The organism is Mycoplasmopsis synoviae ATCC 25204, assembly GCF_000969765.1.
Classification (GTDB): domain Bacteria; phylum Bacillota_I; class Bacilli_A; order Mycoplasmatales; family Metamycoplasmataceae; genus Mycoplasmopsis; species Mycoplasmopsis synoviae.
In genome coordinates this window covers 607,310-632,474 of the sequence record NZ_CP011096.1, presented here as the reverse complement: position 1 = coordinate 632,474, position 25,165 = coordinate 607,310, and the positions used below count along the sequence as shown (strand labels likewise).

23 protein-coding genes and 3 tRNA genes are annotated in these 25,165 nt (G+C 26.0%); 15 read left to right on the top strand and 11 right to left on the bottom strand.

The genetic code is table 4. The features are described from left to right. The first annotated feature begins 131 nt into the window (after positions 1 to 131). Together VY93_RS02770 and VY93_RS02765 are read left to right on the top strand one after the other, a co-directional pair. Positions 132 to 1,919, top strand: a complete 1,788-nt coding sequence (locus VY93_RS02770) for an ABC transporter ATP-binding protein (RefSeq protein WP_020003025.1) — start codon at positions 132 to 134, stop codon at positions 1,917 to 1,919. Next, entirely contained in the window at positions 1,919 to 3,784 is a 1,866-nt protein-coding gene (locus VY93_RS02765) for an ABC transporter ATP-binding protein (RefSeq protein WP_020003024.1), read from the top strand. The genes VY93_RS02770 and VY93_RS02765 overlap by 1 nt, the downstream gene beginning before the upstream one ends. Before the next feature lie 8 nt (positions 3,785 to 3,792). Here the strand turns inward: VY93_RS02765 and thiI are convergent, their stop codons facing one another. The 3 genes from thiI to VY93_RS02750 are packed head-to-tail and all read right to left on the bottom strand — an operon-like array spanning position 3,793 to position 7,261. Then, positions 3,793 to 4,923 (bottom strand): tRNA uracil 4-sulfurtransferase ThiI, encoded by a 1,131-nt coding sequence (gene thiI / locus VY93_RS02760; protein WP_020003023.1) that lies wholly within the window; start codon positions 4,921 to 4,923, stop codon positions 3,793 to 3,795. 2 nt (positions 4,924 to 4,925) lie between these two features. Next, a complete protein-coding gene (locus tag VY93_RS02755; protein ID WP_020003022.1) occupies positions 4,926 to 6,443 on the bottom strand; it encodes a transcriptional regulator in 1,518 nt (505 codons plus the stop codon). Continuing rightward, entirely contained in the window at positions 6,443 to 7,261 is an 819-nt protein-coding gene (locus VY93_RS02750) for a Cof-type HAD-IIB family hydrolase (protein WP_020003021.1), read from the bottom strand. Before VY93_RS02750 ends, VY93_RS02755 begins: the two co-directional genes overlap by 1 nt. A gap of 62 nt (positions 7,262 to 7,323) precedes the next feature. On the opposite strand from VY93_RS02750, the gene VY93_RS02745 reads away from it, so the two are divergent. Continuing rightward, positions 7,324 to 7,400, top strand: a tRNA-Arg gene (locus VY93_RS02745). Positions 7,401 to 7,443: 43 nt separating this feature from the next. On the opposite strand, the gene VY93_RS02740 is transcribed toward VY93_RS02745, so the two are convergent. From VY93_RS02740 to VY93_RS02730, 3 genes are all read right to left on the bottom strand, one after another. Further along, the gene (locus VY93_RS02740) at positions 7,444 to 9,873 is read right to left on the bottom strand and encodes an MAG1360 family OppF-related protein (protein WP_020003020.1); all 2,430 of its coding nucleotides are present in this window, start codon (positions 9,871 to 9,873) and stop codon (positions 7,444 to 7,446) included. Positions 9,874 to 9,875: 2 nt separating this feature from the next. Continuing rightward, positions 9,876 to 10,886, bottom strand: coding sequence for an ECF transporter S component (locus VY93_RS02735; protein ID WP_026365183.1), 1,011 nt, complete (start codon positions 10,884 to 10,886; stop codon positions 9,876 to 9,878). Between the two features lie 84 nt (positions 10,887 to 10,970). After that, complete coding sequence (locus tag VY93_RS02730) at positions 10,971 to 12,863, bottom strand: M13-type metalloendopeptidase (protein WP_020003019.1); 1,893 nt, start codon at positions 12,861 to 12,863, stop codon at positions 10,971 to 10,973. A 120-nt stretch (positions 12,864 to 12,983) separates the two neighbouring features. On the opposite strand from VY93_RS02730, the gene VY93_RS02725 reads away from it, so the two are divergent. From VY93_RS02725 to pgsA, 6 genes are read left to right on the top strand one after another with little or no spacing between them, the layout of a single operon-like run. Beyond that, positions 12,984 to 13,286 carry a hypothetical protein gene (locus tag VY93_RS02725; protein WP_020003018.1) on the top strand — a complete coding sequence of 101 codons (303 nt, stop codon included), beginning with the start codon at positions 12,984 to 12,986 and terminating at the stop codon, positions 13,284 to 13,286. Between the two features lies 1 nt (position 13,287). Further along, a complete protein-coding gene (locus VY93_RS02720) occupies positions 13,288 to 13,944 on the top strand; it encodes a diadenylate cyclase (RefSeq protein WP_020003017.1) in 657 nt (218 codons plus the stop codon). Beyond that, on the top strand, positions 13,934 to 15,376 hold the full coding sequence (gene mgtE / locus VY93_RS02715; RefSeq protein WP_020003016.1) for a magnesium transporter: 1,443 nt from the start codon (positions 13,934 to 13,936) through the stop codon (positions 15,374 to 15,376). The genes VY93_RS02720 and mgtE overlap by 11 nt, the downstream gene beginning before the upstream one ends. A 29-nt stretch (positions 15,377 to 15,405) precedes the next feature. Beyond that, on the top strand, positions 15,406 to 15,753 hold the full coding sequence (locus tag VY93_RS02710; RefSeq protein WP_020003015.1) for a hypothetical protein: 348 nt from the start codon (positions 15,406 to 15,408) through the stop codon (positions 15,751 to 15,753). Between the two features lie 7 nt (positions 15,754 to 15,760). Further along, positions 15,761 to 16,309 (top strand): MHJ_0274 family protein, encoded by a 549-nt coding sequence (locus VY93_RS02705; RefSeq protein ID WP_020003014.1) that lies wholly within the window; start codon positions 15,761 to 15,763, stop codon positions 16,307 to 16,309. Further along, positions 16,272 to 17,066: a CDP-diacylglycerol--glycerol-3-phosphate 3-phosphatidyltransferase gene (gene pgsA, locus VY93_RS02700; protein ID WP_020003013.1), complete on the top strand. Its 795-nt coding sequence runs from the start codon at positions 16,272 to 16,274 to the stop codon at positions 17,064 to 17,066. The genes VY93_RS02705 and pgsA overlap by 38 nt, the downstream gene beginning before the upstream one ends. Here the strand turns inward: pgsA and VY93_RS02695 are convergent. Further along, complete coding sequence (locus tag VY93_RS02695; RefSeq protein ID WP_020003012.1) at positions 17,063 to 17,365, bottom strand: hypothetical protein; 303 nt, start codon at positions 17,363 to 17,365, stop codon at positions 17,063 to 17,065. The two genes, pgsA and VY93_RS02695, sit on opposite strands and share 4 nt — an antisense overlap. Positions 17,366 to 17,810: 445 nt before the next feature. Here VY93_RS02695 and VY93_RS02690 point away from each other — a divergent pair. The 3 genes from VY93_RS02690 (at position 17,811) to proS (ending at position 19,474) form a co-directional block, all read left to right on the top strand. Beyond that, positions 17,811 to 17,894, top strand: a tRNA-Tyr gene (locus VY93_RS02690). A gap of 3 nt (positions 17,895 to 17,897) precedes the next feature. Beyond that, positions 17,898 to 17,972, top strand: a tRNA-Gln gene (locus tag VY93_RS02685). Between the two features lie 53 nt (positions 17,973 to 18,025). Beyond that, positions 18,026 to 19,474 carry a proline--tRNA ligase gene (gene proS / locus VY93_RS02680; RefSeq protein ID WP_020003011.1) on the top strand — a complete coding sequence of 483 codons (1,449 nt, stop codon included), beginning with the start codon at positions 18,026 to 18,028 and terminating at the stop codon, positions 19,472 to 19,474. 26 nt (positions 19,475 to 19,500) lie between these two features. Here proS and VY93_RS02675 read toward each other — a convergent pair whose 3' ends face one another. Next, positions 19,501 to 21,168 (bottom strand): DUF2130 domain-containing protein, encoded by a 1,668-nt coding sequence (locus VY93_RS02675; RefSeq protein WP_020003010.1) that lies wholly within the window; start codon positions 21,166 to 21,168, stop codon positions 19,501 to 19,503. 38 nt (positions 21,169 to 21,206) lie between these two features. Here VY93_RS02675 and VY93_RS02670 point away from each other — a divergent pair, with 38 nt between their 5' ends. Next, positions 21,207 to 21,581, top strand: coding sequence for a YigZ family protein (locus VY93_RS02670; RefSeq protein WP_020003009.1), 375 nt, complete (start codon positions 21,207 to 21,209; stop codon positions 21,579 to 21,581). On the opposite strand, the gene lepA is transcribed toward VY93_RS02670, so the two are convergent. After that, a complete protein-coding gene (lepA, locus tag VY93_RS02665; protein WP_020003008.1) occupies positions 21,582 to 23,399 on the bottom strand; it encodes a translation elongation factor 4 in 1,818 nt (605 codons plus the stop codon). Between lepA and VY93_RS04405 the strand changes: the two genes are divergently transcribed. Continuing rightward, positions 23,308 to 23,811: an HU family DNA-binding protein gene (locus VY93_RS04405; RefSeq protein ID WP_257536090.1), complete on the top strand. Its 504-nt coding sequence runs from the start codon at positions 23,308 to 23,310 to the stop codon at positions 23,809 to 23,811. The two genes, lepA and VY93_RS04405, sit on opposite strands and share 92 nt — an antisense overlap. On the opposite strand, the gene VY93_RS04400 is transcribed toward VY93_RS04405, so the two are convergent. Further along, positions 23,812 to 24,105 (bottom strand): Holliday junction resolvase RecU, encoded by a 294-nt coding sequence (locus VY93_RS04400; protein ID WP_258454405.1) that lies wholly within the window; start codon positions 24,103 to 24,105, stop codon positions 23,812 to 23,814. Positions 24,106 to 24,149: 44 nt separating this feature from the next. Further along, positions 24,150 to 24,278: a Holliday junction resolvase RecU gene (locus tag VY93_RS04625; protein WP_258454466.1), complete on the bottom strand. Its 129-nt coding sequence runs from the start codon at positions 24,276 to 24,278 to the stop codon at positions 24,150 to 24,152. Positions 24,279 to 24,404: 126 nt separating this feature from the next. On the opposite strand from VY93_RS04625, the gene tpiA reads away from it, so the two are divergent. Continuing rightward, the gene (gene tpiA, locus VY93_RS02650) at positions 24,405 to 25,136 is read left to right on the top strand and encodes a triose-phosphate isomerase (RefSeq protein ID WP_011283624.1); all 732 of its coding nucleotides are present in this window, start codon (positions 24,405 to 24,407) and stop codon (positions 25,134 to 25,136) included. The last annotated feature ends 29 nt before the right edge of the window (positions 25,137 to 25,165 follow it).

The window sequence follows — 25,165 nt, the reverse complement described above, 5'->3', positions numbered from 1 at the left end:
TCACAAAATATTTTTTGTGCGTAAAATTGTCATTACAAGATCTTTCTTCATGATTGCAAAATTATAGCAAAAATAAGATTATAATATATAAAATTACAACAAATTTGTAGTGACTTTTTTAAAAATAAAATATGTGAAAAATTTTTTTAATTGCACCGAAAAAAGCCAAGATTTATTACTTTATTGGTTTAATTTTTGCCTTTATTTGAGCTGGAATTGTAATGATGCTTCCAGTTTTATTAAGTCAATTTTTATCTCTTATTATTCAATCAGAAAATAATGCTCAATTAAGTATTAAATTATTTGCTTATTGAACCATATTTCAAGGCAATAATTTTAAAGATGCAATTGTGTTTTTGATAGGCATAACTTTTGCATTAATAGTAGCTGGATTTATTTCAGCTTTTTTAAGTTTATTAATAGTTACTTGAGCTGGGGAGATGATTTCAGCTAATTTAAGAAATATTTTATTTGCCAAATATCAAAAGCTTAGCATTAAAGATATATCGAATTTAGGTGTTGAAAATTTAATAACAAGAATCAACGATGACGTTGGTGTTTTTTGAGATTTTTTAATGCAGTCAAACAATGCTTTTGTGCGTGCTCCATTTTTTATTGCATTTGGCGTTGTATTTGCACTATTTACTGATTTAGAATTAAGTGTTTCTATTTTTATAATTTTGCCTTTTTTATTTTTCACTTTAACTTTTGTTTATTTAAAAACAAAATCACTAATTGTTAAAAATAAAAAGAACTTAGAATCAATGACCAAAAACGCAAATGATAGCGTTTCTGGAATTAGATTTATAAAGTCATATAACTTACAAAATTATCAATTTTCAAAATTTAAAAATTCAACTAAAAAATGAACTAGCACTGAAATTAAAACGCAAAAATATTTAAATATAACAACTCCTGTATTTTTCGCGCTTATTAATTTAATTAGCGTTATTGTTTATGTTTTTGCAAGTAAGCAATTAAAGTTTAATCCTAGTGACTTAAATTTAATTCCTAAAATAAATGTATTTATTGAATACGTTATTTTAATTTCATTTGGAGTTATGATTTGCAGCCAGTTTCTAGGAGTGTTTTTTAAAGCTAAAGTAGCTTCTAAAAGAATTATTGAAATAATAGATATGCCTTATGAAAATTTAAATGTAAAAAACGGAATTGATTTAACTGATAAAAATAAATATTCAATTACATTTAAAGATTTAAATTATAGATATCACATTGGTTTAAATAATGCATTAAATGATTTAAATTTTTCTCTTCCTGGAGGAAAAGTTTTAGGAATAATAGGCCCTACTGGTAGTGGTAAAAGTACTATTGCTAATTTATTAATTTACAACATGAAATATAGCGATGGCCATATTTATATTGATGATAATGAAATCACAAAAATAAATACAAAATCACTTCATGAAAAAGTTGGAATTGTTTATCAAGATTCAATTTTATATTCAGGAAGTTTAAAAGATAACATGCTTTTTGCAGTCGAAAATGCAACCGATCAAGAAATTGATTTTGCTCTTGAAAATGCCTGTGCTAAAGATTTTGTTTATAAACTTGAAAACAATTTAAATTATGAAATTGAAGAAGGTGCAGTTAATTTATCTGGTGGGCAAAAACAAAGAATTTCAATCGCTAGAGCACTTCTTAAAAATCCTAAAATTTTAATATTAGATGATTCGCTATCAGCTTTAGATAATATAACTACTCAAAAAATAATAAGTAATATTAAAAATAATTACAACTCAACAATGGTAATTATTTCGCAAAAAATAAATGCTATAAAACACGCTGATTTAATTTTGGTTTTAGATAATGGAAAAATAACAGAACAAGGTAACCATTTAGAACTATTATCGAAATCAAAATTATATAAAGAAGTTTATGAAAATCAAATGGAGGAATAATGAAGCTTAAAAAGTTAAATAAATCTTTTTATGATAAGTCTTATTATCAAAGTGAAAAAATTCCTACAAGAAAGATTTTAAAAACTTTATTTAAATACGTTCTTTATTATAAAAAAGAGCTTTACATTGCAATTGTTTATTCGCTACTGCAAACTGTTTTTTATACAATAGGAGCTTTTTTAGTTGGAAAGATAATTGGAATATTTTTCGAGCCTATAATTTATGGTCAAAAAGCTATTTCAGATTTTGGTGATTTAAATTTTTTCTTTTATCTATTAGGTCTTAGTTTATGTTTTATTTTGTATGCTATTTTTAGATATTTAGAACTTAGATCTTATATTGATATTTCTTATAAAACAACGCAAAATTTAAGAAAAGAAATTTATCATAAACTCCAAAATACACCGCTATATTATTTAGATACAAAAAAAGATGGTGATTTAATAACTCTTTTAATTATTGATATCAATAATGTATCTAATTCACTATTTCAAACTATTTCAGGATTTTTTAATAGTTTACTGAGCTTAATATTTGCAATAGTTGCAATGAATTTAGTTTCATCACTTTTAAGTTTGATTGTAATGCCTACTGCCTTTTTAATTTACTTTTCAGTGTTTTTATATATTAGAAGATCACAAAAGCATTTTCATGCAAACACTCAAGCTTTTGCAAGGTTAAATTCTTTTGTTAAAGAAATGCTTAATAACGCTAAAGTTACAAACGTTTTTCATAAACAAAAATTTGTTTATAAGAACTTAAAAAAAATAACAAATGACATTCAAAATATAAGTTATAAAGGTGATGTTATTTCAAGAAGTTTTGATATTTTTTACAGCTGAATATCAAACTTATTAATTTTATTAATATCGGCTTTATGCATTATCTTTTATTTGAATAAAACAAATGTATACGGTGTTTATGGTTTTGGAGTAGATGACGAAGGAAAAGCAACAGTATCTCTTATAGTTACTTATATTGCAATTAATTGAAGCTTCATGGTTCCATTTCAAGGTTTTCTTTCAATGTCATTTACTATTCAAAATGGAATAGCATCTGGAAATAGAATTTTTAAAATACTTGACATTCCTCAAATGGAAAATCAAGACAGTAAAATAAATATTAAAGATGTAGTTGGCGAAATAGTTTTTGATAATGTTTATTTTAAATATCAAAATTCAAATAAGCATCAACTATTAGGAGTTTCATTTACTGCTAAGCCTAATACTATTACTGCGATAGTAGGTCCAACCGGTGCTGGGAAAAGTACAATCATTGGATTAATTAGCCAGTTTTATAATTATGAAAAAGGTCATATTTATTTAGATGGAATAGAGCTTAAAGATATTTCAAATAAATCATTAATTGAAAATACAACAATGATTTTGCAAGATTGTTTTTTATTTAATGAAAGTGTTTATGAAAATCTTAAAATAGTTAATCCTGAAGCTAATAAAGAAGACGTGGTAAGTGCGGCTAAAATAACTAATGCTAATGAATTTATTTTGAATATGGAAGATTCGTATAAAAGTATTATTAAAAATAATGGTCAAAATATATCGCATGGTCAAAAACAACTTTTAAATATAACAAGAGCGTTAGTTTCTAATAAAAAAATTGTTATCTTTGACGAAGCTACTTCAAATATTGATTCAAAAACTGAAATGGCATTACAAAATTCATTTAATAAATTAATGAAAAATAAAACAGTTTTTATAATAGCTCACAGGCTTTCAACTGTTAAAAATGCAGATAATATTTTAGTGGTTAATGACGGTAAAATAATTGAAAGTGGTCCGCATAAAGCGCTGCTAAAGCAAAAAGGATTTTATTTCAATTTATACTACTCTCAATTCAACAAATAAAAAATTTGCTAAATAGCAAATTTTTTCATTTTCTGATTTAAAACAATTTCTTCGTAAGTTTTTAATTCGTCAAGTTTTGATTCAATTCTTAGAGTTTTAGCTTCAGTAGGCTTAGTTACTGGATTTTTAGGAGCAAATAACTCGCAAGCTTCTTTTGATTTTAAAATTGAAATATCATGCGTTTCAATTACTTTAGATAAATTAATAATTTCATTTTTATCGTAAGTCAAAAGGGGTCTTAAAATTTCGTTTTTAATGCTTGATCCAATTACTGCCATTGATTCATTAGTTTGCGATGCAACTTGAGCTAAGTTTTCTCCATTTGAAATCATTAATATTTCGTTTTGTTTTGCAAGCTCTGATGCAATTCTATAAAAACTTCTTCGCATTAAAATTATTTTAAATGACTTAAATTCAGTAAATTCAATATAAGATGAAATTAAAGAAAAATCACAAACATATAAATTAGATTCTTTTTGATATCTACTTAAAACTTTAGTTAAGTTTTTAATTTTATCTATTGTAGTTTCATCTGTTTGAGGAGGAGTTACAAAAGTTAAAAAATCAACTTTAAATCCTCTTTTCATTAAAAGATAAGCAGCAACAGGCGAGTCAAATCCACCGCTTATTAAATGAAGAACTTTTCCTGAAATTCCAACTGGAATTCCACCAATTCCATTTATTGATTTATCAAAAACATAAACACTATTTTTTCTAATTTCAATATTAAAAATTTGATCTGGATTTTTTACATTTACTTTTAAATGTGAATTTTTTAATACAAAGCCACCTAATAAATTATTTAATTGATCTGAATTTAATTCAAAACTTTTATCATTTCTTCTAGCTGCAATTTTAAAAGTTGATGCATTTTTATTTATCAGCTTAGCAATTGCGCTTTGAATATCTTCTAAATTTTTATTAGTTTCTATTACTGGTGAAAATGAAGAAATACCAAAAACGTATTTTAGATTTTTTAAATTTTCTTCTGAATATGGAATATACATTCTGTCAAATTCCATTTCATATTCTGTATTTAAAATCTCTTTAATATTTGAACCTAATTGTTTTATAAAGGTAGTTCTATTTTTACCTTTTAAAACAAGTTCACCATAACGAATTAAAATTTTTTTGTACATACTTAAATATATTTCTTAATTTTTAAATAGGCTTCTTTATATAAAAAGTTATTAATATCATTTTCACTTTGTTTTAAAGATGCTAAAAATTGTTTTTCTTTTTCTTTGGCTTTTTGTTTATCTAATTCATCATTTAAATTTAAATTTTTTGCAAAATTTATTTTAATAAAATTATGCATTTTAAAATAAAATTCATTGATTGCGATCATATTTATAAAGTATTTTAAATATTCAAAATATTCAGTTTTTAGTCTATCGTCTATTTCTTTTTTAGTTTCTAAAATTTTATTTGTTTTGTCAAATAAATAAATAAAGTGATAATACTTATTTTTAATGTTTTCATCTTTTAAATTTATAAATTGTGAATTGGCAATTTGATAAAAAATTTTAATTGATTTTTGAAAATCAAAATTATTATTTTCATTAATTTCTTTTAAATTAATATTTTGAGTTGAAACTTTATTATCATAGACTTCTAGTTTTTTTCAAGTTTCTATAAATAAATCAAATTCATTAAATTTTTCATCTAAATTTGAATTAGAAGTTTCTCTTAAACATAATTCAATTAAAGTATTTAAATTTTGCTCTATAAATTTATATTCGCTTGATTTGTCTAAATACAAATCAAAAACTTTTTTATTTAGAATTTTATATTTTGAATTTAAAACTGAAAGTTCTTCCAAATTTAGTTGCTTTGCGTTTTTCTTAAATTCACTACTTAATATTTCTAAAAGGATGTAATTGATATTGTCAACGCTTAAATTAAAAAAGTTTTTAGCAATGTTTTTTAATTTCTTAAGTTGAGCTTCACTTTTTATATTAAATTCTTTTGGATTTAAAAATATATTTTTTACTTTTAAAAAATAATTAACATGTCTTAAATAAGAAATAAATAAATCTCTTGATAAATCTCAGTTTTCTAAAGCTTCTAAAAGATTGGCTTTATCATTTTGAAAACCAATGCTAGCTATTAATTTTCTAAATTCGTTTTGTTTGTTTTTAAAATAGTTTTTAAAGTGCTTATCAAAGTAATTATTTTCTTTATAAATTTGATCTAAAATTTCAAGTTTTTTATTAGCTTTAAGTTGAACTTCAGTTATAAAATTTGAAAGCTTTAAATAATTAGAAACTACGTTTAAAAATAGCTCATAACTATTCATAAATTCTAAATAATTTTTATGAATTAAATTATGTTGCTTAAATGATTTATAAACATTTCATTTTTTAAAAATGAACAAAACATTTTGTTTTTGTTCGCTGTATAATTCTTTGCTTTCTCTAGCCTTATTTAAATAAAAATTAGCTCTATTTAAATTTATTTTTTCTACAGTATTTCTTTCGTTGAATTTTTCAGATCTCATTAATAAAATTTCTAAAGTAGAAAATTTTTTATTAATTGATTCATGATTTAAGTTAACTTTTTTACCTAAAAACACTGAAAAATATCAATAGAAAAGAATGTATATTGAAATTAAAATAAATAAAACTAAAATTATTATTAGTAAAAGAATGTATCACATTATTTTTTATGATGAATATGGTAATCGCTACGGTATAGATAGTCATCAATAGCTTCAGCCAGTCCGCTTTGCTCTACTGATGATGTATAAAACTTAGCATGACTTCTAGTTAAATCATCTGAATTTTCCATTGCATATGAATAACCAGCTGCGTCAAGCATACTTATATCATTTGGACTATCTCCTATAGCCATAACATCTTTTAAATCAGCATGAATTAAATTATCACAAACTCATTTCATTCCTGATGCTTTTGAAACTCCTTTGTTTGTGATTTCAATATGTGTATTTAAATTAACAATATTTAAATTTGTGTCAAGTTTTACTGCTTCTTTGTAAAATGCTTGAATTTCATCTCTAGTTCCATAAACTTCGATTTTATATAAATCGTCATTTAATCTTCCATCGGTGATTCAATCACTATATTCACAGAAGTCACTTAAAAAATCATAAACTTCTTTTGATGCATTTTTTAAGTAGTATTGATCAATACCAAAATAATATAATGTTTGATTTAATTTATCTGATAAATCAAAGATTTTTTTAGCTTGATCTTTGTCCATATACTCAACATGAAGTGCGCTTTTGGCTTCATTATCATAAATAAGAGCACCATTTGAACAAATCAAATATCTTGAGTTTAATTTAGTTGCTAATTTTTTAATTTTATCTAAAGGTGGATTTCCAGTATTAATAAAAAAAGAAACATTTTCTTCTTTTAATAATTGGCACCTTTTTTTAACAGTTTCTGTTAAATTCTTAGATGGAAATGGATAAATAGTTCCATCAACATCGCTAAATACTGCCCACTTTTTCATAATTATTTTTTATTATAATAAAAAAAATAATTAATGGTAAAATATTTATATTCTAGGCAGATGGTCGCGTAGCTCAGATGGACAGAGCACGAGCCTTCTAAGCTTGTGGTCACAGGTTCGAATCCTGTCGTGATCGCCATATGTATAGACACCAAAAAATAAGGCAATTTGCCTTATTTTTTTTATGAATTATTTTCTAGTTCGTCTTCAACGAAAAACATTTCAGATTGCAGATCTTCTTGGAGTTCTTTAACCATTTCGCTAGGCTCTTCTAAGTTTAAAATATTTGTTTTAACTTTGGGAAGCAGAATTGTTTTATCGTTGAAAATGCTAGGGATGTTAAGTTGCTCTTTTGAGCTGGCTTTAATATTTTCTGGTTTATTTTTTCTAAAACTTTTTAGCGAATTATCTTCGTGTTCTACTATTTGATGAGTTCATTTTTGAAAATCAGTAATTGTAGAAAATATGTAATGTTTTTTAGTTGTAGAAATATCAATCATTTTATTTGCGCTTCATGATTTATAGTTTGTAAGCATTTCAAATTTATGATTGCTTCCTTTTAGAATTTCTTTAACAATTGGATTAATTGGTCTTCTAAAAATTTCGTTTTTATCTCCACCTTCTAAAAATGAATTATTAATAAAGAAATGAATTTGATCACCAAATTTTTTAAGAATATCTAAATTGCTAGTTATTAAAACAGTATTTATTTTAAATAGTTCTGAATAAGATTGAATTTTCTCAATATATAAATTTCAATTCATTTCAGGGCTAAATTCTAGTAAATCTATAAAGATTATTTTTTTACCTTCAATATAAGAAGTTAAAAATTTTGTTTTTATTAAAAAGTCTTCATTGCTTGAATTAAAAACATCAATTAAATCTTTGTATTCAAAATTATTATTTTTAATTAATTTATTTAATTTAAAAGTTGTAAAGAAAATATTTAATTTATCTTTAGTTATTTTGAAACCTGGAAATTTTAAATTGTGAAATAAATTATTTAATTCTTTAACAAAAAATAGTGAAAAGAAATTATTGTTAAATTCTTTTATATATTTTTCAAATTTTTTTTCCTTTGAATCTAAAAATAAATTATATTTTTTAGAAGTATTTTCAAAGATATGTTTTTCTACTCCTAGCACTTTTTCGGTGTATCTAAAGTATCTTAAAAATTCATCAAAATCTTTTTGTTTATTAGCGTTTAATTTAATTGCTATTTTCTCATTTTGATCTTTTAGTCATTGAAGTTCTGCTTTGGTTTTTTCTTCGTCTTGATCTAAATTATGTTTTAAAATTTTAAAGTTATCAGGAAAGTATTTAGAAAAAATTTTATTTTTTAAATTAGTAATATCTTTTTCTAAATTTTTAAGCTTTTCATTTATTTGAATTTTTCTATTTTCTGAAATTTCTAGATATTCATTTATATCTAAAACAAATTCGTAGTTTATTAATCTATTTAAATAAAATAAACTTTCTTGTTTTTTGTGTTTTTTATCTTTTTCAATTAGATTTTTTGCAGCAAAAATATTACCTTCATTATTTAGTTGTTTATGAAGGCTAGCAAGTTCGCTTTCGAAAAGATAATTTAATTTATTTTTGTAATATGAAAAGGTTTTAATTATTTTCTTTTTAATTAAAATTTCAATTTTGATATTTAAAATTTCTTCTCTGTTTTTTAAAAGAAGAAGCTTTCTTTTTATTTTAAGTACTGCAATTTCTTTTTTAATTTTTTCTTTAATGAAATTAATATATTTGTAATTGCTAATTAAAATATCGTCTTTATATTTTGAATAAAAATCTAAATCGTATTCTTTGGTTTTGATATTTATTTTATTTTGAAGTGATTCAGGAGAATTATTTTGAAGGTATTCTAAATACTCTTTTTTTCTTTTGTTTTTATTGACTTCTTTTTGTTGTTCTTTTAAAAGAAAAATATTATTTTCACTTGTATAGCTTTCAATTAAACTTTCTATTTTTTCGTAAAGTTTAAAATAGGTTTTTACTAGTTCTTCATTAGCAGATATAAGGGTATTTCAAAAGTTATATAAGTGAAGCTTATAATCAAAATTATTTTCTAAATTTTTAATGCTCGAATTAAATTCTTTATATTTTAATTTTATGTCTTTAAAAATATTAGTTAAAGGTTCGATGAATTCATGACAAACTTGACAGAATTGATTTTTTAAAATATTGTTTTTAACTTTATTAAAAGAAAAAAAGTTTTCAAGTTTTTCGTTTTCGGTGTTGTTTAATAGCTTTAAAACTTTGTTAGACAAGAAAAGAAGAATATTTTTGTTTTTAGAAAAAATATCTTCTTTTTTTGCAAGATTTCAAATCTCAATATATTTTTTAATTTTATTTTTATCAATAGAAACGATGTTATTGCTTTTTTCGTTTTGATAGTCATAAAATGAAACTATAGTGTTTTTACTATAGTTAAATTTATTTAAATAATTCATCAAACTTTTTTGATTGTAATTATCTGTATAAATTACAGTTTGTAGATTTTTAATTACTTCAAAATAAGGAATGAAAATATTATTTTTAGCTAAATTATTACTAAAAAAGTTTTCAATTGTAATTATTTTTATTTCTTTATTTTGTTTCATTTTTAGCTGCTAGTATTTCAAGATAAATCAGCGTTTTTATTAACAAGTTTAGAAATAATTGAAAATGAATAGTAAATAATTATTATGTTGAATCAAATTTTAACAGGAGCTAAAAATACGTGTTGGAAAATTCAAAGGAATATATCTTTAATAGAACTATTTCCAAGCGCAAATAAATCAGCAAATGAAAGAATTGGAAGGTTAACTATTTCTAGTACTGCGCTAAAAATAATAATTGGAACCATAACTAAATATCTAGATGATTTAATTTTGAATTTTCCATAAATACACAAGCTCATCATCATGATAAGTCCGGTGGTAATTAAAGCAACAATGATTCATCTATTTTTAACCGGCGACTTAACAAGGTAAGCATCAGGAATTAAAAATCCGATTGTAATAATCTCAAATAAGATAATGATGGAAAGAATCATCAGCGCAATAATTAAATTAATATTTTTAATTAAATTAATCGTTCCAAAACGCTTAATATATTCTTTTTTGTTGTTATAGTAAATTATTTTAGAAGCATAGTAATTTGCTTCTTTTTCTGAATCAGGATTAGTAACGGCAACTAAATAACTAGTTGAATAAAGTTGAATTTTGCTTTTGTATAGCTTAGTTCTAAAGTCAGCTCCAAAGGCATAGTTTATAAATCTAAAAAAGAATCATGAAAATAGCCCTGGAATAAATCCATTCATTACAACTACTAAAGTATAAAGCGGATTATAAGTTGTTGGAGGGATATAAATTAAGGAAATTAAATCAGATACAAGTCCTATAAAAATTCCAATCACAGGACCAAAGATAAATCCTGAAATTTTAACCGGTAGGCCTATAAAGGCTACCTTATAAGTAGAAATTCCCGCAAATGGTGCAATTTGCACAGATATGATAGTAAATGTAACAGAAACAGCTATCAAAATAGCTACAAAAACAATTTTTCTAGTAGTTCATTTCCCTGGAAAAGAACTTTTAAAAAATTTTCCTACTTTTTCTGTGAAATTTTTCATAATTTAATTTTTTAATATGTTTTTTAACTATATAGTTAAATAATGTCTAAATAATACTATATTAATTGACAAAAAGGTTAAAAATTATCAAATTTTTACTCTTTTTTCAGGCGCTAAATACATTTTGTCTTTTTCGCTTGTTTGATATGTTTCGTGGAATAAATCAGTATTCATTAAGTTAACGTTAGCTCTAGCTTTAACAGGAGCATGAACGTCGGTGTTTAACAATTGAAGAGCGGTTTCTTTTTTGTATTTTGCTTTTCACATTGAAGCTCATTTTTCAAAGAATTTTTTAGCGTTAAAGTCTTTTTCTTTTTGCGCAGCTTCTAGGGCACATGAAAATCCGCCCATGTCGGCAATATTTTCAGAAACAGTTAACTTACCGTTAACTTTTCCGTAAACATCTTGGTATCCATCGAAGAGCTCAATTGCTTTTTGAGTTCTTTTTTCAAATTCTTTATAGTCAGATTCAGTTCATCAATTTTTTAATGAACCATTTTCATCAAATCTAGCACCGTTATTGTCAAATGCGTGTGAAATTTCGTGAGCGATAACTGCTCCGATTCCACCGTAGTTTTCACTTCTTGAATTTTTAAGGTTATAAAATTCACCATTTAAAATGGCAGCAGGGAAAACTATATGATTTCCAAATGCATTAAAGTAAGCATTTACTAAAGCAGGTGACATTTTTCATTCTTTATTATTAACTTTTTGAGTATATAAAGAAAAGTTATAATCATGCATTACTTTAGCAATATTTACATTATTTTCTCAAAGGCTTTTGCTTGAGTCAATTTTTAAATGATCAAAGTATGGTTGAAATACTTCAGGTCATCCGATCATAACGTCAAGTGAATTTAATTTAACGATAGCTTTTTTAATGGTTTCTTTACTCATTCAAGTATTTTTTTCAAGTCTTGATTTATATATTGAAATCATGTTTTTGATCATGTCTTCAATATCTTTTTTAGCTTCGCTACCGAAGTATTTTTTAGCGTAGTATGTTCCAAAAGGAATATCAAAAAATCCATTTGCAAATTCGTATGCATATTTTTTAAGTTCTTTGATTTTTTCAACACCAGTTATGGTTTTTGAAAATTCAAAGTGAACGTGTCTATTAGCTTCATCTAAAAGTAGAGCTGAAGCAACTAAGTTTTTAACAAAAAACATTGCGTGGTAATTTTCAAAATTATCGTCGCTATATAAATCACTAAAGTGATCTAAATATCTAGGGTTAGTAACTGATACAACTTTAACTTTTTTATCAGTTAAAGATTTAACCATTTCACTAGTATTAAATCTTTTGGTTTTTTCAAAAATTTCTTCAGGTTTAGTTGGGTTATAAAATTTAACGTAATCAGCTTTTTCAAGTGGAGTTTTAACAACTTTTCTTAAAGCTTCATCAAATTTAAGTGCTTTTTCAACTAGTTTTTCGCTAAAGTCTTTATCTAACCCAAAGTCATGACAAAATGTTTTAACCATTTTCTTTCATGCTTCAAGTTGCTTAGTAGCATTTGGTGATGAATATGATTCAACTGAAGGAAGAACAAGTGCTGGTTCACCTAATCAAAACGCATAGTGGCTGCTATCTACAAAATCAGGACTAACTCCAAATTCTAATGGTAGAAAACTATATTTATATTCATTTTTTAGTGTTAATTTTTGAAAGTCATCAAAGTTTTTTAAAGCTAAAATTTCATCAAGATATTTTTTAGCAGGTGCGTAGCCATCTTTTTTTCTTTTTTCTACGTCAAAAACTAAAGAATATAGCTTTACATATTCTTTTACGTATTTATCTTCTGGAAGCTCTTTTGCTTTGGTTGCTCAATCGTAGCTCAAATCAACTAAAAGTTTTTCGATTTCTAAACTTATAATTGAAAATGATCCTATATTTGATCTATCGGCTGGAATTGGTTCCTTTTCAAGTCATTCGTAGTTTAAATGACCATAAAAATCATCTTTTAAATTTGGTTTCATAATTCTCCATTTTCTAACAAAAATATATTGAAATTATTTTTGTAATAATAAAGTATTTTAATACTTTTCAGTTTATAATTTATAAATAATAATTGCAATAATAAAATTAAGAAAGTAATTATGAAAAAAGTAAATAATTTTTGAAAAAAATTAACAGCAGCAAAAACTAAAGCTATTCAAAAACAAAATGAAGCTTCAAAAAATAAAAAACAAGAAAGTTTAATTGAAATGCGTCTTGAAGAAATCAATAACGCAATTTTAGCCTACGAGCATAACGTTGTTGATTTAGATAGCAAAGAAGCTCAAATGGCCCTTCCTTGATATAAAAGGCAGCTATTTTTAAATCTGCTAGGCGCTGGCGTTACTATTTTACTTATGGTTTTTCTTCTGGTTTTAGCTTACTTATTAGGTGGAATTGTTTAATATGAATTCACAAATTGAAAATCTAGCTAAAGACGTTAGCAAGTTAAGCGCTAACAATAATTTAGTTTTAATATTGCTAGGGGTTACTCTTGGTGCTTTTTTACTTTTTTCTGCAATTATTTTAATTGTCTTTAAAAATAATTTTAAAGACTTTTTCAACAAAAAAAATAGACGTAAAAAATATGAGTCTTTAGGAAAAAGCTCTCAAATTAGACTTATAAACCAATTAAGAGAATCAGTTACTTATTTTAGTGAAAATAAAATTGGTGCCTTAATTACTATTGAAAATAGTGAAAAGCTAGATAATCTAAGAACTGATGGAATAATTTTAAATGCCAATATTTCTTCAGCTTTACTAATTTCTATATTTAATAAAAACTCTCCGCTGCATGATGGAGCAGTTATTATTAGAGATAATAAAGTCTATTATGCTTCTACTTTTTATAAAATAACTTCTAAATCGCTTTCTTCTGAATTTGGATCTCGTCATAGAGCTGCGATGGGAATTTCTGAGCAATCAGATGCAACTACTATTGTTGTTTCAGAAGAAACTGGTTCAATTAAAATTTTTAAAAATTCTACAGTTTATACAATTAAGCTTGAATTTTTCCAAGAAAGTTTAATTAAATATATTTCTGAGGAATCTAATGCAAAATAAAACAATTGAATTAAAAGAAGAAATTTTAAACAAAATTAGAGCCAAAGAATTTATTCACATTAGAAACTTAACAGAAGACTATCCAATTGCAGATATCGCTGAATTAATTAGCGATTTTTCTTTACAAGATAAAATTTTATCTTTAAGAATTTTAAGAAAAGATGACGCCGCGGATTTATTTGCATACTTTGACATTGAAACTCAAATTGAAATCGCTAAATCTTTTAGTGAAGATTGAGCGATGAAAATTTTGCAAGAGCTGCAAACTAACGAGCTAGCTAACATTTTAGAAGAGCTTCCTACCAACATTGCTTCATCGATTTTAAAATTAACCCCTCCTGAAAAAAGAGCCGATATTAATTTGATTTTGTCTTTTGAAGACGAACAAATCGGTAGCATTATGCAAGTTGATTTTTTAACTCTTCAACCACAGTGAACTGTTAAAAAATCAATATCAATTATTAGAAAAAAATACAAAATTAATCCTGATATTTCTTCTGATATTTATATTATAGACGGCCAAGGAAAGCTATTAGGCTGCACTACCATTAGTGATGTATTTTTAAATAACGATAGCGTTTTAATTGAAAATATTTACGATCCGGTTAAAAGCGTTTTTGCTTCAGATAATAAAGAAGATGCAGCAGCCATCTTTACCGATCAAGATAGAAATACTCTTCCGGTTATTTTTCAAGATGAAAGAATTGTTGGGATTATTTCATCAGATGATGTTATAGACGTTATTCAAGATGAAGCCACTGAGGATATGTATAAACTTGCGGGGATATCGGCCGCTTCTGCTGAAGATAGCTATATTAAAAACTCTATTTTTAAAGTTGTTAAATCTAGAATTTTTTGACTTATTATTTTAATGATTTCATCGACTATATCACAGTTTATAATTCAAAAATTTACCGATATATCATCAAATGTCGTAGCTAACTTGCATTTATCGATTTCAACAGGATTAATAGTTGGGCTTATTCCAATTATTTCAGGATCAGCCGGTAACGCAGGATCGCAAAGCTCTACAACAATTACCCGTTCAGCGGCAATAGGCGAAATTAGCTCTAAAAGCTTATTTAAAGTTTTAAAGAAAGAATTTTTAGTAGGCCTAGTCATTGGAGCTATTATGTTTTTTGCAAACGTAATAAGGCTAATATTTTATTTTTTAATTTTCAATGAAGGTTCGCAAGTTTGAACAATAGCCTTAATTATTTTTGCATCATCGCTATCGCTACTTATCGTGATATTAATTGCTAAAATCATGGGAACTATAATTCCACTACTTGCAATTAGATGAAAAAAAGATCCAGCAGTTATGTCAGCTCCAATTCTAGCGACCTCAACTGATGCGATTTCAACATTAATATTTTTTGGACTTAACATAGGAGTTTTATATTTAGGAAGTGCTTTAAATGTTTTTGCATAGAATGCCAAACTAATATATAATTTAAAAACATGAACGACAATCAAAATGAAAAAAAAGTAGTCGATCTTGATGAAGTGAAATTTAATGCCAACAAATACGTTGAGGCAAAAAGAGAAGCTTCTGAGTATAATAAAACATTAAAAGAAATGTTTAAAGACACCGAATCTGAGGTAACTCAATATTTAGATAACGGTGGTCAATTAACTTATAAATATGTTGAAGCAAAGCCTGGCTTTGACTATAAAGGTTATAGTGCATTTTTACAAATGCAAGTATCAAGAGGCGTAAAACTTGACGAAGCTCAGCTTGAAGAATACAAAGCGCAATTTGTAAAGCCTGCAGCTTCAAAATGAAAATTAACAATAAAAGCAAAATAAGGAAAATATGGATTTTTTAAAAAATGGTGCACTTTTATACGTTGTTTTAGGGTTTTTAATATTTGGTCTTGTTGGGTGAATTTTATTTACTTATATTAGAGATAAAATCAATAAAAAGAAAATTCATTTAGCTGGTGTTGAACTTGATAAACTAACAAAAAAATATTTAGCTAAATTTGATGTTGAAATCAATGAAGTAATTGCACAAAATAAAAGATATTTAGAAAAATTTGTAGTATCAGTTGGTGAATACAAAATGGGAGAGTTAACTAATTTTTCAAGAAAAAAAGTTATTGAAATTTTAGAAGATTCTGATTTTAAAAACTATGTTTTAGAAAATCCCAAATATGCAGAATTAGTTAAAAACCTTTCTGAACTCAAAGACGTGAAAAGTAATATGTGAGAAAGCAAAGCTCTTCCTAATTTAACTTACTTTTCAAATGAACTAAAAAAATTAACTTCAGTTACTTTAACTGAAGAAGAAGAAAGAGAAATTAAAGAAAGGGTAGCTTTATCTTATGGAGACAACCTTAGAAAGAAAAAGAAAACTTCCTAATTTATTAACACTTTTTAGAATCGGACTTTTTGTTCCGCTTCTTATTTTTATTCTGCTAGCAGTATACGCTGATGTAAAAAATGGATATTTAATTTTTAATTCATTAATACTAGTAACTTTTGTACTTGCAATGGCTACAGATTTTTTAGATGGATATCTTGCAAGAAGATGAAACGTAGTTTCTGAAACTGGAAAACTTTGAGATCCTCTTGCAGATAAAATAATAACTACAACAGTTCTTATTTATTTAGCAGGAGCTAATTTCGTTCCGTTTTGAATCGTGGTATTAATAGTAGTTAGAGATCTGCTAGTAGATGGTCATAGAGTTGCAATGGCGCAAAAAAATATAGAAGTATCCGCTTCTATATTTGGAAAAATAAAAACCATAGTAGTTTCACTTGGAATAGTTATGGTTTTAATGCTTAACTTAATATTTGTTGATTTAATTCAAAGTAATATTTCAAGTGGTAATGTTGCAGGTGCAAAACAATACCTACCTTACATAAATCCAAATCTAAGATCATACCTTGGACAAGCGCTAAATACATTGCCTGTGCCAAATGTTGATATGCCAAATAATGATGTTCTTAGAACTAGTGAATTGCTTCATAACTTTTTAAATGTTAATACAGTAGATCTAGCCGATAATACAAAATACATATTAGTAACAAATCTTGCTCTGCTTTTAGGAATGTTAACTTCGCTATTATCTGGTGGAATTTATTTAGCAGATTTTTACAGAAAAAATAAATCTTAAAAAAATTGAAATCAAACACTTAATAATAAAAATAACGCAAGTAATGCAATTGCCGATATAGAAGTAATTGCCATTCAATAGATTCTTTTTTGTTTTTTAAAAGCCAATTTATCTTCTTCGGTAAATTGGTTTTTTTCTATTATTAATTTAACTATTTCTTTTTTACTTTTTAAAGGAACAGTTTCAATTTTTTCTAAATCAATTAACTGAGTTTTAGTATCAAATTCATTTGAGAAATTTTGGCTAGTTTCTTGACTTGCTGAATTTAAATTATTTTCGCGTTCGTTATTTTTATTCATTTTTTAATTATAAATTTTTATATGCAAATTGTTATAAAAAAATATTACTTTCTGTAAAGAAAATAATATTTAAAAATTTTAAGATTTAGGATTTATAAGTTAAAAAATAACTCGGATAGTAAAAAAACAAAAAGTAATTAAAGTTAATATTTAAATAAAAGGGAAGTTACAAAAACAAATTTATTATTGCTTGATGCCACAGAGCAATTAGATTAATAGATAGTTTTGTATATGTAAATATTTTGCAAAAAATGTAAAATATAAAACTTATAAATCTTGATATTAATTCTAACGCTAAAAATATTTTTATGCAAAAAATGTGAAAAATTTAATTTTTATTTTATATTTTTAGCAATAAATTAATTTCTAAAATTAACCAAAAAAATTTTAAAAAAAGTAATTTAATTTTTAATTTTTGTATTATAATGTTATGGCAATTAATTATGGGGGGGTAGCAAAGCGGCCAAATGCGGGTGGCTGTAACCCACTTTCTTAGGATTCGGGGGTTCGAATCCCTCCCCCCCCACCATTTTGCCTCATAGCCAAGCGGTAAGGCAACGGGTTTTGGTTCCGTCACGCGTTAGTTCGAATCTAACTGAGGCAGCCATATCACCTTTAAGGTGATTTTTTATTTTTATTTGCGTATAATTAGGTAAAAATATGAAGCAATTAGAAAAAATAACACCATTAGAAAAAGATTTTGCACAGTGATATACAGATGTTGTAACAAATGGTAATTTAATGAATTACGGTCCTGCTAAAGGAACTATAATTTATAAACCAAATTCATATGGTATCTGAGAAAATATTCAAAAAACTTTAAATGAAGTGTTTAAAAAACATGGCGTTGAAAATATCTACGCTCCTCTTTTTATTCCTGAATCTTTATTTAAAATTGAAAAAGAACACGTGCAAGGATTTAATCCTGAATTAGCAACAGTCACTCAAGTAGGAAACAAAAAACTTTCAGAAAAGTTAATCGTTAGACCTACTAGTGAAGTTATTTTTGCTAATTTATTTAAAGAAGATATTAATTCATATAATGATTTACCTAAAATTTATAATCAATGAGCTAACGTAGTTCGTTGAGAAAAAGTTACAAAACCATTTTTGAGAACTAGAGAATTTTTATGACAAGAAGGTCATACTTCACATTCTAGCGCTGAAGAAGCTAGAAGCTTTACTGTAAAAATGATTAAAGAATACGAAAAGTTTCTTAAAAATTATTTAGCAATTCCAGTAGTTAGCGGTAAAAAAACTTGCAATGAAAAATTCGCAGGAGCCGTTTCTACTTATACCGTGGAAGCTATGATGAAAGACGGTAAAGCTCTTCAAGCAGGAACAAGCCACTATTTAGGCCAAAAGTTTTCACGTCCTTATGGAATTTCTTTTAAAAATAAAAACAACGAAGAAGATTTTGTATATCAAACTTCATGAGGAGTTTCAACTAGACTTCTTGGGGCTATTATCATGGTTCATGGTGATAACCGCGGGGTTATTATTCCTCCAAAAATAGCGCCAATTAAAGTTGATATTTTAGAAATTCTAGCTGATAAAAATCCAGAAGTTTCAAAAGTAGCTAATAAAATCTATAAAGAGCTAAGTAAAAAGCTTTCAGTTAGATTAGATGCTTCAAATAAATCACCTGGTTTTAAAGCATCACAAAGTGAAATTGAAGGCGTTCCTTTAAGAATTGAAGTAGGTCCTAGAGATTTAGAAAATAATTGCGTTACATTCGTTAGAAGAGATACTTTAGAAAAAACTAAAGTTGATCTAGAAAACGTTAAAAAAGAAGTAAATAATTACTTAAAATTAATTCAAAATAATTTATATCAAGCTGCTAAGCAAAGACTTAAAGAAAATACAGTTTACGCATATAATTACGAAGATTTTAAAAAGCATATTGCTGATAATAAATTTGTAGTTGTTCCATTTTGTTGCGTTACTAAAAAAGAAATTGAAATCAAAGAAGAAACCGGAGCTACTCCTAGATGCATTCTTAAAAAAGTTAAACCTAGAGGCGTTAAACTTGAATGCGTTTGCAAAAGTGATGGTTGCTGCGACGATGATAAAGCAATTAAATATGTAGTTTTTGCGAGAGCTTATTAAAAAAATGCCATTGGCATTTTTTAAATTTACTCTTCTTGGGTTTCGTCTTTGAATTCTAATTCTAATTGCGGATCTTCTTCCTCGTAGGTAAAGTCTTGAAGTCTTTGAGCTTGTTCGATGTTATTGGTTACTTTCAAAATATCGTAGCTTATTATTTTATTTCTAACAGTTGATAGGTGAGTATTTAAAATTATATTAATTGAATCTTGCATCGCTTTAGAAGCTTTAGAAATATCACTTGCTTTTTTTAGAATTATTTCTAAATTTGACTCAATATGTTTTAGCGAATTATTAAGCATGTTTTCTTTAAATTTTTCAAATTCTTCAATAATTATTTTTTTATCTTTGAATACTTTTTGAAGTTTATTTACTTCTGCTTTTTTCTTAATAAATTCGTGAATAATATCTAAAACTAATTCTAAAAATTGATCTCTAACTATAAAAATATTACGGTATTCAATATTTTTATCTTTTTCAATAAAAAAAGTTTTTTCAGGTTCTAACTCAGTAACTAAAATTGCAAAATCACTATTACTTTTCTTTCTTTCTTCTTCAAGTTTTTTAAGGAATTTTTCATTTTTTTGACCGGTATTTTTAACTAAAGATTTAACCTCAATTACAACCTTACCAATCATTTGTTTTTTGTTATTAATTCCACTATTGTTATAAGTAACATAAAAGTCTGGCTTTCCCTTTGAACCGTCATCTTTTTCCATAACTTTAGTTGCTTTTTTAACTTCGGTTAGTTGATCAAATGAATATTTTTTAGAAAGAATATTATTAACTCACATTTCATATTCTTCACCGGCTTGTTTTACATTTGCAGTAAAAATTCTTCTTTGATCTTTAAAACCATCGATATAACCTTCAAGTTTTTTATTTTCACTTTCAAGGTTTTTATTTTCGCTTTTAAGTAATTCAATTTGGTTTTTTAATTCGTTATTAAATTCACTATTCTTTTGATTTAATTTATTTATTTCTTCATTTTTTTGTTTTATTAAATCGTCACTTAAAGCTTTTTTCTCTTTTTCAATTTTATTCATAAGCTCATTTTGTCTTATTAAAAATGATGCATTCATTTTTTTGATTTCATCATTTAATGTGATAATTTGTTTATTAAGATTTTGATTTGTTTGATTTTCTTGCTTTAAAATGTCATTGAATTTTTCGTTTTGCTCTTTTAGTTGTTTTAATTTTTCCTCTGCTTCTTTTTGAGCTTCTGAAAGCGCTAATTTTCTTGCATTAAAAATATCGTTTTGAAATTTTTCTTTTTCTTGAAAGATTTGATCTTCTAAATATTTTTTAGATTTTTTTAAGTTATCAATTTCAAGAAAAATTTCCTTTTCTTTATTTTTATAACTAGCTTCAATTTGACCCTTTACTTTTTCGATTTCACTTTCAAATTTTTGAGCAAATTCTTTTAATAGTTCTTTTTCTTTTTGTTGATATTTTCTAACAAAGCGTACGTTATTTTCAATTGTTTCTTCGAATTCGTTTTCTCATTGTTCTTTTGTTTTCTTATCTAGATTATTTTTAAACTCTAAAACAAACGATGCAATTTTTTCATGCTCATTTTGATCAAGGCTTTTATTTAAAATAAAATAATCGCCAGCTTTGGCGTCTTCTTTTAGTTCAAATTTCATTTCTGTGCCATTGATTTCGACAAGCTTAATGTTTCTAATTTCTTTTTGCATGTTTTTATTTTATAAGATTATATTGCTATAATTTTTAAGTGTTTATTACAAAAGAATTAATTGTAAAAAAATCTCGTTTTGTTTCATATTTAATTGATTTATCGCATATGAAAATTGAAAATGTAAATGCTGAAGTTAAATCAATTATTAATAATTTTAAAATTAAAAATAAAAAAGCAAGCCATGTTGTTTATGGCTTTATTTACAATAAAAATAACACAGAAATAATTGGTTTCTCTGATGATAAAGAACCTAAAAATACAGCCGGTAAACCTATCTATGAACTTTTAAAATTAAAAAACAAAAACAACCTATTGATTGTTATTGTTAGATTTTACGGTGGCATAAAATTAGGTTCAGGCGGGCTTATTAAAGCTTATCGCCAAAGCGCTAATTTATTATTTAGTGAATAATTATTTTTTATTTTTTTGATCAGTATTGGTTTTTAAAATATTTAAAAATGCTTCTTGTGGAACTTCAATGCTTCCAATTTTTTTCATACGTTTTTTTCCGGCTTTTTGTTTTTTAAGAAGCTTTTGTCTTCTAGTGACATCACCTCCGTATAACTTAGCGGTAACGTCTTTTCTATAAGCTTTAATGGTTTCACGAGCAATTATTTTTCCACCAATTGTAGCTTGAACTGGAATTTCAAAGTTTTGTCTTGGAATTTCATCTTTTAGTTTAATACATAATTCTCTAGCATGCTCATATGCTTTATCTTTATGAGCAATAATCGAAAAAGCATCAACTTTTTCTCCGTTTAGTAAAATGTCAACTTTTACTAAATCAGATTCTTTATATCCAATTAATTCATATTCAAAAGAAGCAAATCCTTTTGTATATGATTTCATCTTGTCAAAGAAATCTAGTATGGTTTCTGATAGCGGAAGCTCGTAGACAATTTTAGAACGCTTGTCATCTAAAGCTTCTAGGCTAATATAAATACCACGTTTACTTTGACAAAGTTCCATTAAATTTCCAATGTATTCATTTGGAATAAATACGGTAGCTTCAATGTAAGGCTCTTCAATTTTTTCAATGGTACTTCTATCTGGCATCATTGTTGGATTTGATACAAATTCAATTTCACCATTGGTTTTAAAAATTTTATATTCAACAGAAGGAGCTGTTGCAATAATTCCAACGTTATATTCTCTATCAAGTCTTTCTTGCAAAATTTCCATATGAAGAAGACCTAAAAAACCAACTCTAAATCCAAAACCTAAAGCTTTAGAAGTTTCTTGTTCTCAAACAATTGAAGAATCACTTAAAGAAATTTTCTCAAGACTCTCTTTTAGCTGAACATAGTCTTTAGTATCGATTGGATAAAATCCGGTAAATACCACTGCCTTAATTTTTTTATAACCAGGGAGTGCTTCTTTGGCTGGATTATCAATATGAGTTATTGTATCTCCAACGCTAATTTCTTTAGCGTCTCTAATAGCAGCTGATACTCATCCAACTTCACCAGATTCTAAAAATTCTTTTTTGGTTTCACTTGGATTTTTAACTCCAAGTTCAATTACATGGTAAGTATTACTTTCATCATGTTTACGTGACATAAACATGAATTTATCACCAACTTTTAATTTTCCTTCTTTAATTCTTATAAGAAGCACAACACCTCTATAAGGATCAAAGTAACTATCAAAAATTAAAGCCTTTAGTGGCTTTGAATCATCAGCATCAAGTGGTGATGGCACGTATTCAACAATGGCATCAAGGAGTTTATCTACTCCAAAACCAGTTTTAGCTGATACTTCAATTGCATTATTGGTTGGAATTCCAATTACATCTTCAATTTCTTGTTTTACTCTATCAACATCGGCGCTTGGAAGATCTACTTTATTAATTACTGGAATTATTTCAAGTTTGTTTTCTATCGCTAAATAAACGTTAGCTAAAGTTTGTGCTTGAATTCCTTGAGTGGCGTCTACTATTAAAAGCGCTCCTTCAGAAGCGGCAAGAGACCTTGAAACCTCGTAGGTAAAATCAACATGTCCAGGAGTGTCGATTAACTGAAAAATATAATCTTTATATTTAAGCTGAACTGCATTTAATTTAATGCTAATTCCTCTTTCCTTTTCCAGTTCCATTGAATCAAGAAATTGATTAGTTAGCTCTCTTTTAGAAACCGTATTGGTTAATTCTAAAATACGATCAGCTAAAGTAGATTTACCATGATCGATATGAGCTATTATTGAAAAAGTTTTAATTTTATTTTTCTGCATTTTTAGTAATTTATTATATTATATTTTATACCTAATTTACAGACATAAAAAACTTTTTTATAGCTTTATTTTTGGAAAAGATTGTATAATTTTTGCAGCTTTATATTCAATAAGCATTTTGATTAATAGGAGACTTATGACAAAAACTGAATTTATTAAAGCAGTTTCAGACAAAACTGGACTTACAGTTGGAGAATTAAATAGAGTTTTCGACGGTTTCGTTTATGTTCTGCAAGAACAACTTGTAGCTGGTGAAAAAGTTCAACTTTCAAATCTTGGTATCTTTGATGTTGCTACAAGAGCAGAAAGAACAATTAAAAATCACTTCACTGGTAAAGAACAAGTAGTTGCTGCTAAAAAAGTTGTTAAATACAAACCATCAAAATATTTAACAGACGTTGTTAACGAATAATTATTGCAATAAATTCAACACTCCTGGAAAATTCAATTCAATTTTTATAGAATTTTCTTTAAGCTCTTCAAAATGAAGAGATTTTTTATTTTTCTTAAGTTCGCTATCTATATACATCGGATCGACTTTGTAAAATTCGTTTTGCTTGGAAAAATAAAACACAAAAAAAGCAATAGCTCCATGGCTTTGCATCAAGATCAAATATTCTAATTGGTGCTGCTTAATATTTTTTAAAATAAATTTATCTTCGTTTGAAGTCTTAGCTTCAAAGCAGATGAATTTCCCATTAAGCATTCCGATATAATCGACCGTGCTTTTGCGTGAAATAATCGAATTTTCTAATATGAATTTATTATTTTTTTTTTAACGCTTGCAAACGTTATAGGAAGACCTTTCTTTTCAATGAAAGCTAGGTTATTTTCTCAAAAGAAAGAAATGCTTTTATTAATTATAGTTTCAAGAAACATGCCGCGATTTTTGTTTGTCATCGATAATAAAATTAAAAAAATAAAAATTTGCACATAATTTGGAAATTCCTAATTTTTTTCTTAATTTATTTATTAAAATTATTAAATATAAGGACTTTAAAATAGATGAATAAAAAATTAATCGTTGGTAATTGAAAAATGAATTCAACTTTTTCAACTACTAAAGAATTTTTAAAAGAATTTCAAAGTTTATATTCTTTAAATTCTAAAACTTACAATCAAAAAGCTACCTTTGCAGTAGCAACACCTTTTACAAATTTAGCTGCTTTAAAAGATAATGATTTAAATTTAAAACTAGCAGCTCAAAATATGTCATTTTATGAAAAAGGAGCATATACTGGTGAAGTTTCAGCTGATATGCTTCTTGATTTAAATGTAAGCTACGTTATTTTAGGACATTCAGAACAAAGACAATACCACGCTGAAACCGATGAAAACGTAAATAAAAAAGCAAGACTTGCTTTAGAGAAAAATTTAACACCGATAGTATGCGTAGGTGAGACTTTAGAAGAATACCTAGCTGGCAAAACCAAAGAAGTAGTTAAAGCCCAACTTGCAGCTTCACTAAAAGACCTTGACGTAACTAAAGTAATAGTTGCATATGAACCTATTTGAGCCATTGGTACTGGAAAAGTAGCCACCGCTCAAATCGCACAAGATGTTTGTAAGTATATCAAAGAATTAACTTCAAAGCAAACCGTAGTTCAATATGGTGGAAGCGTTAATGCTAAAAACATTTTTGAGCTTAGCAGCCAAGAAGATATTGATGGTTTTTTAGTAGGTGGTGCCTCACTGAAAGCTACCGATTTTTCGGATCTAATGCTTAATTTAAAATAAACAAAAAATTCTCTTAAAATTGAATTATT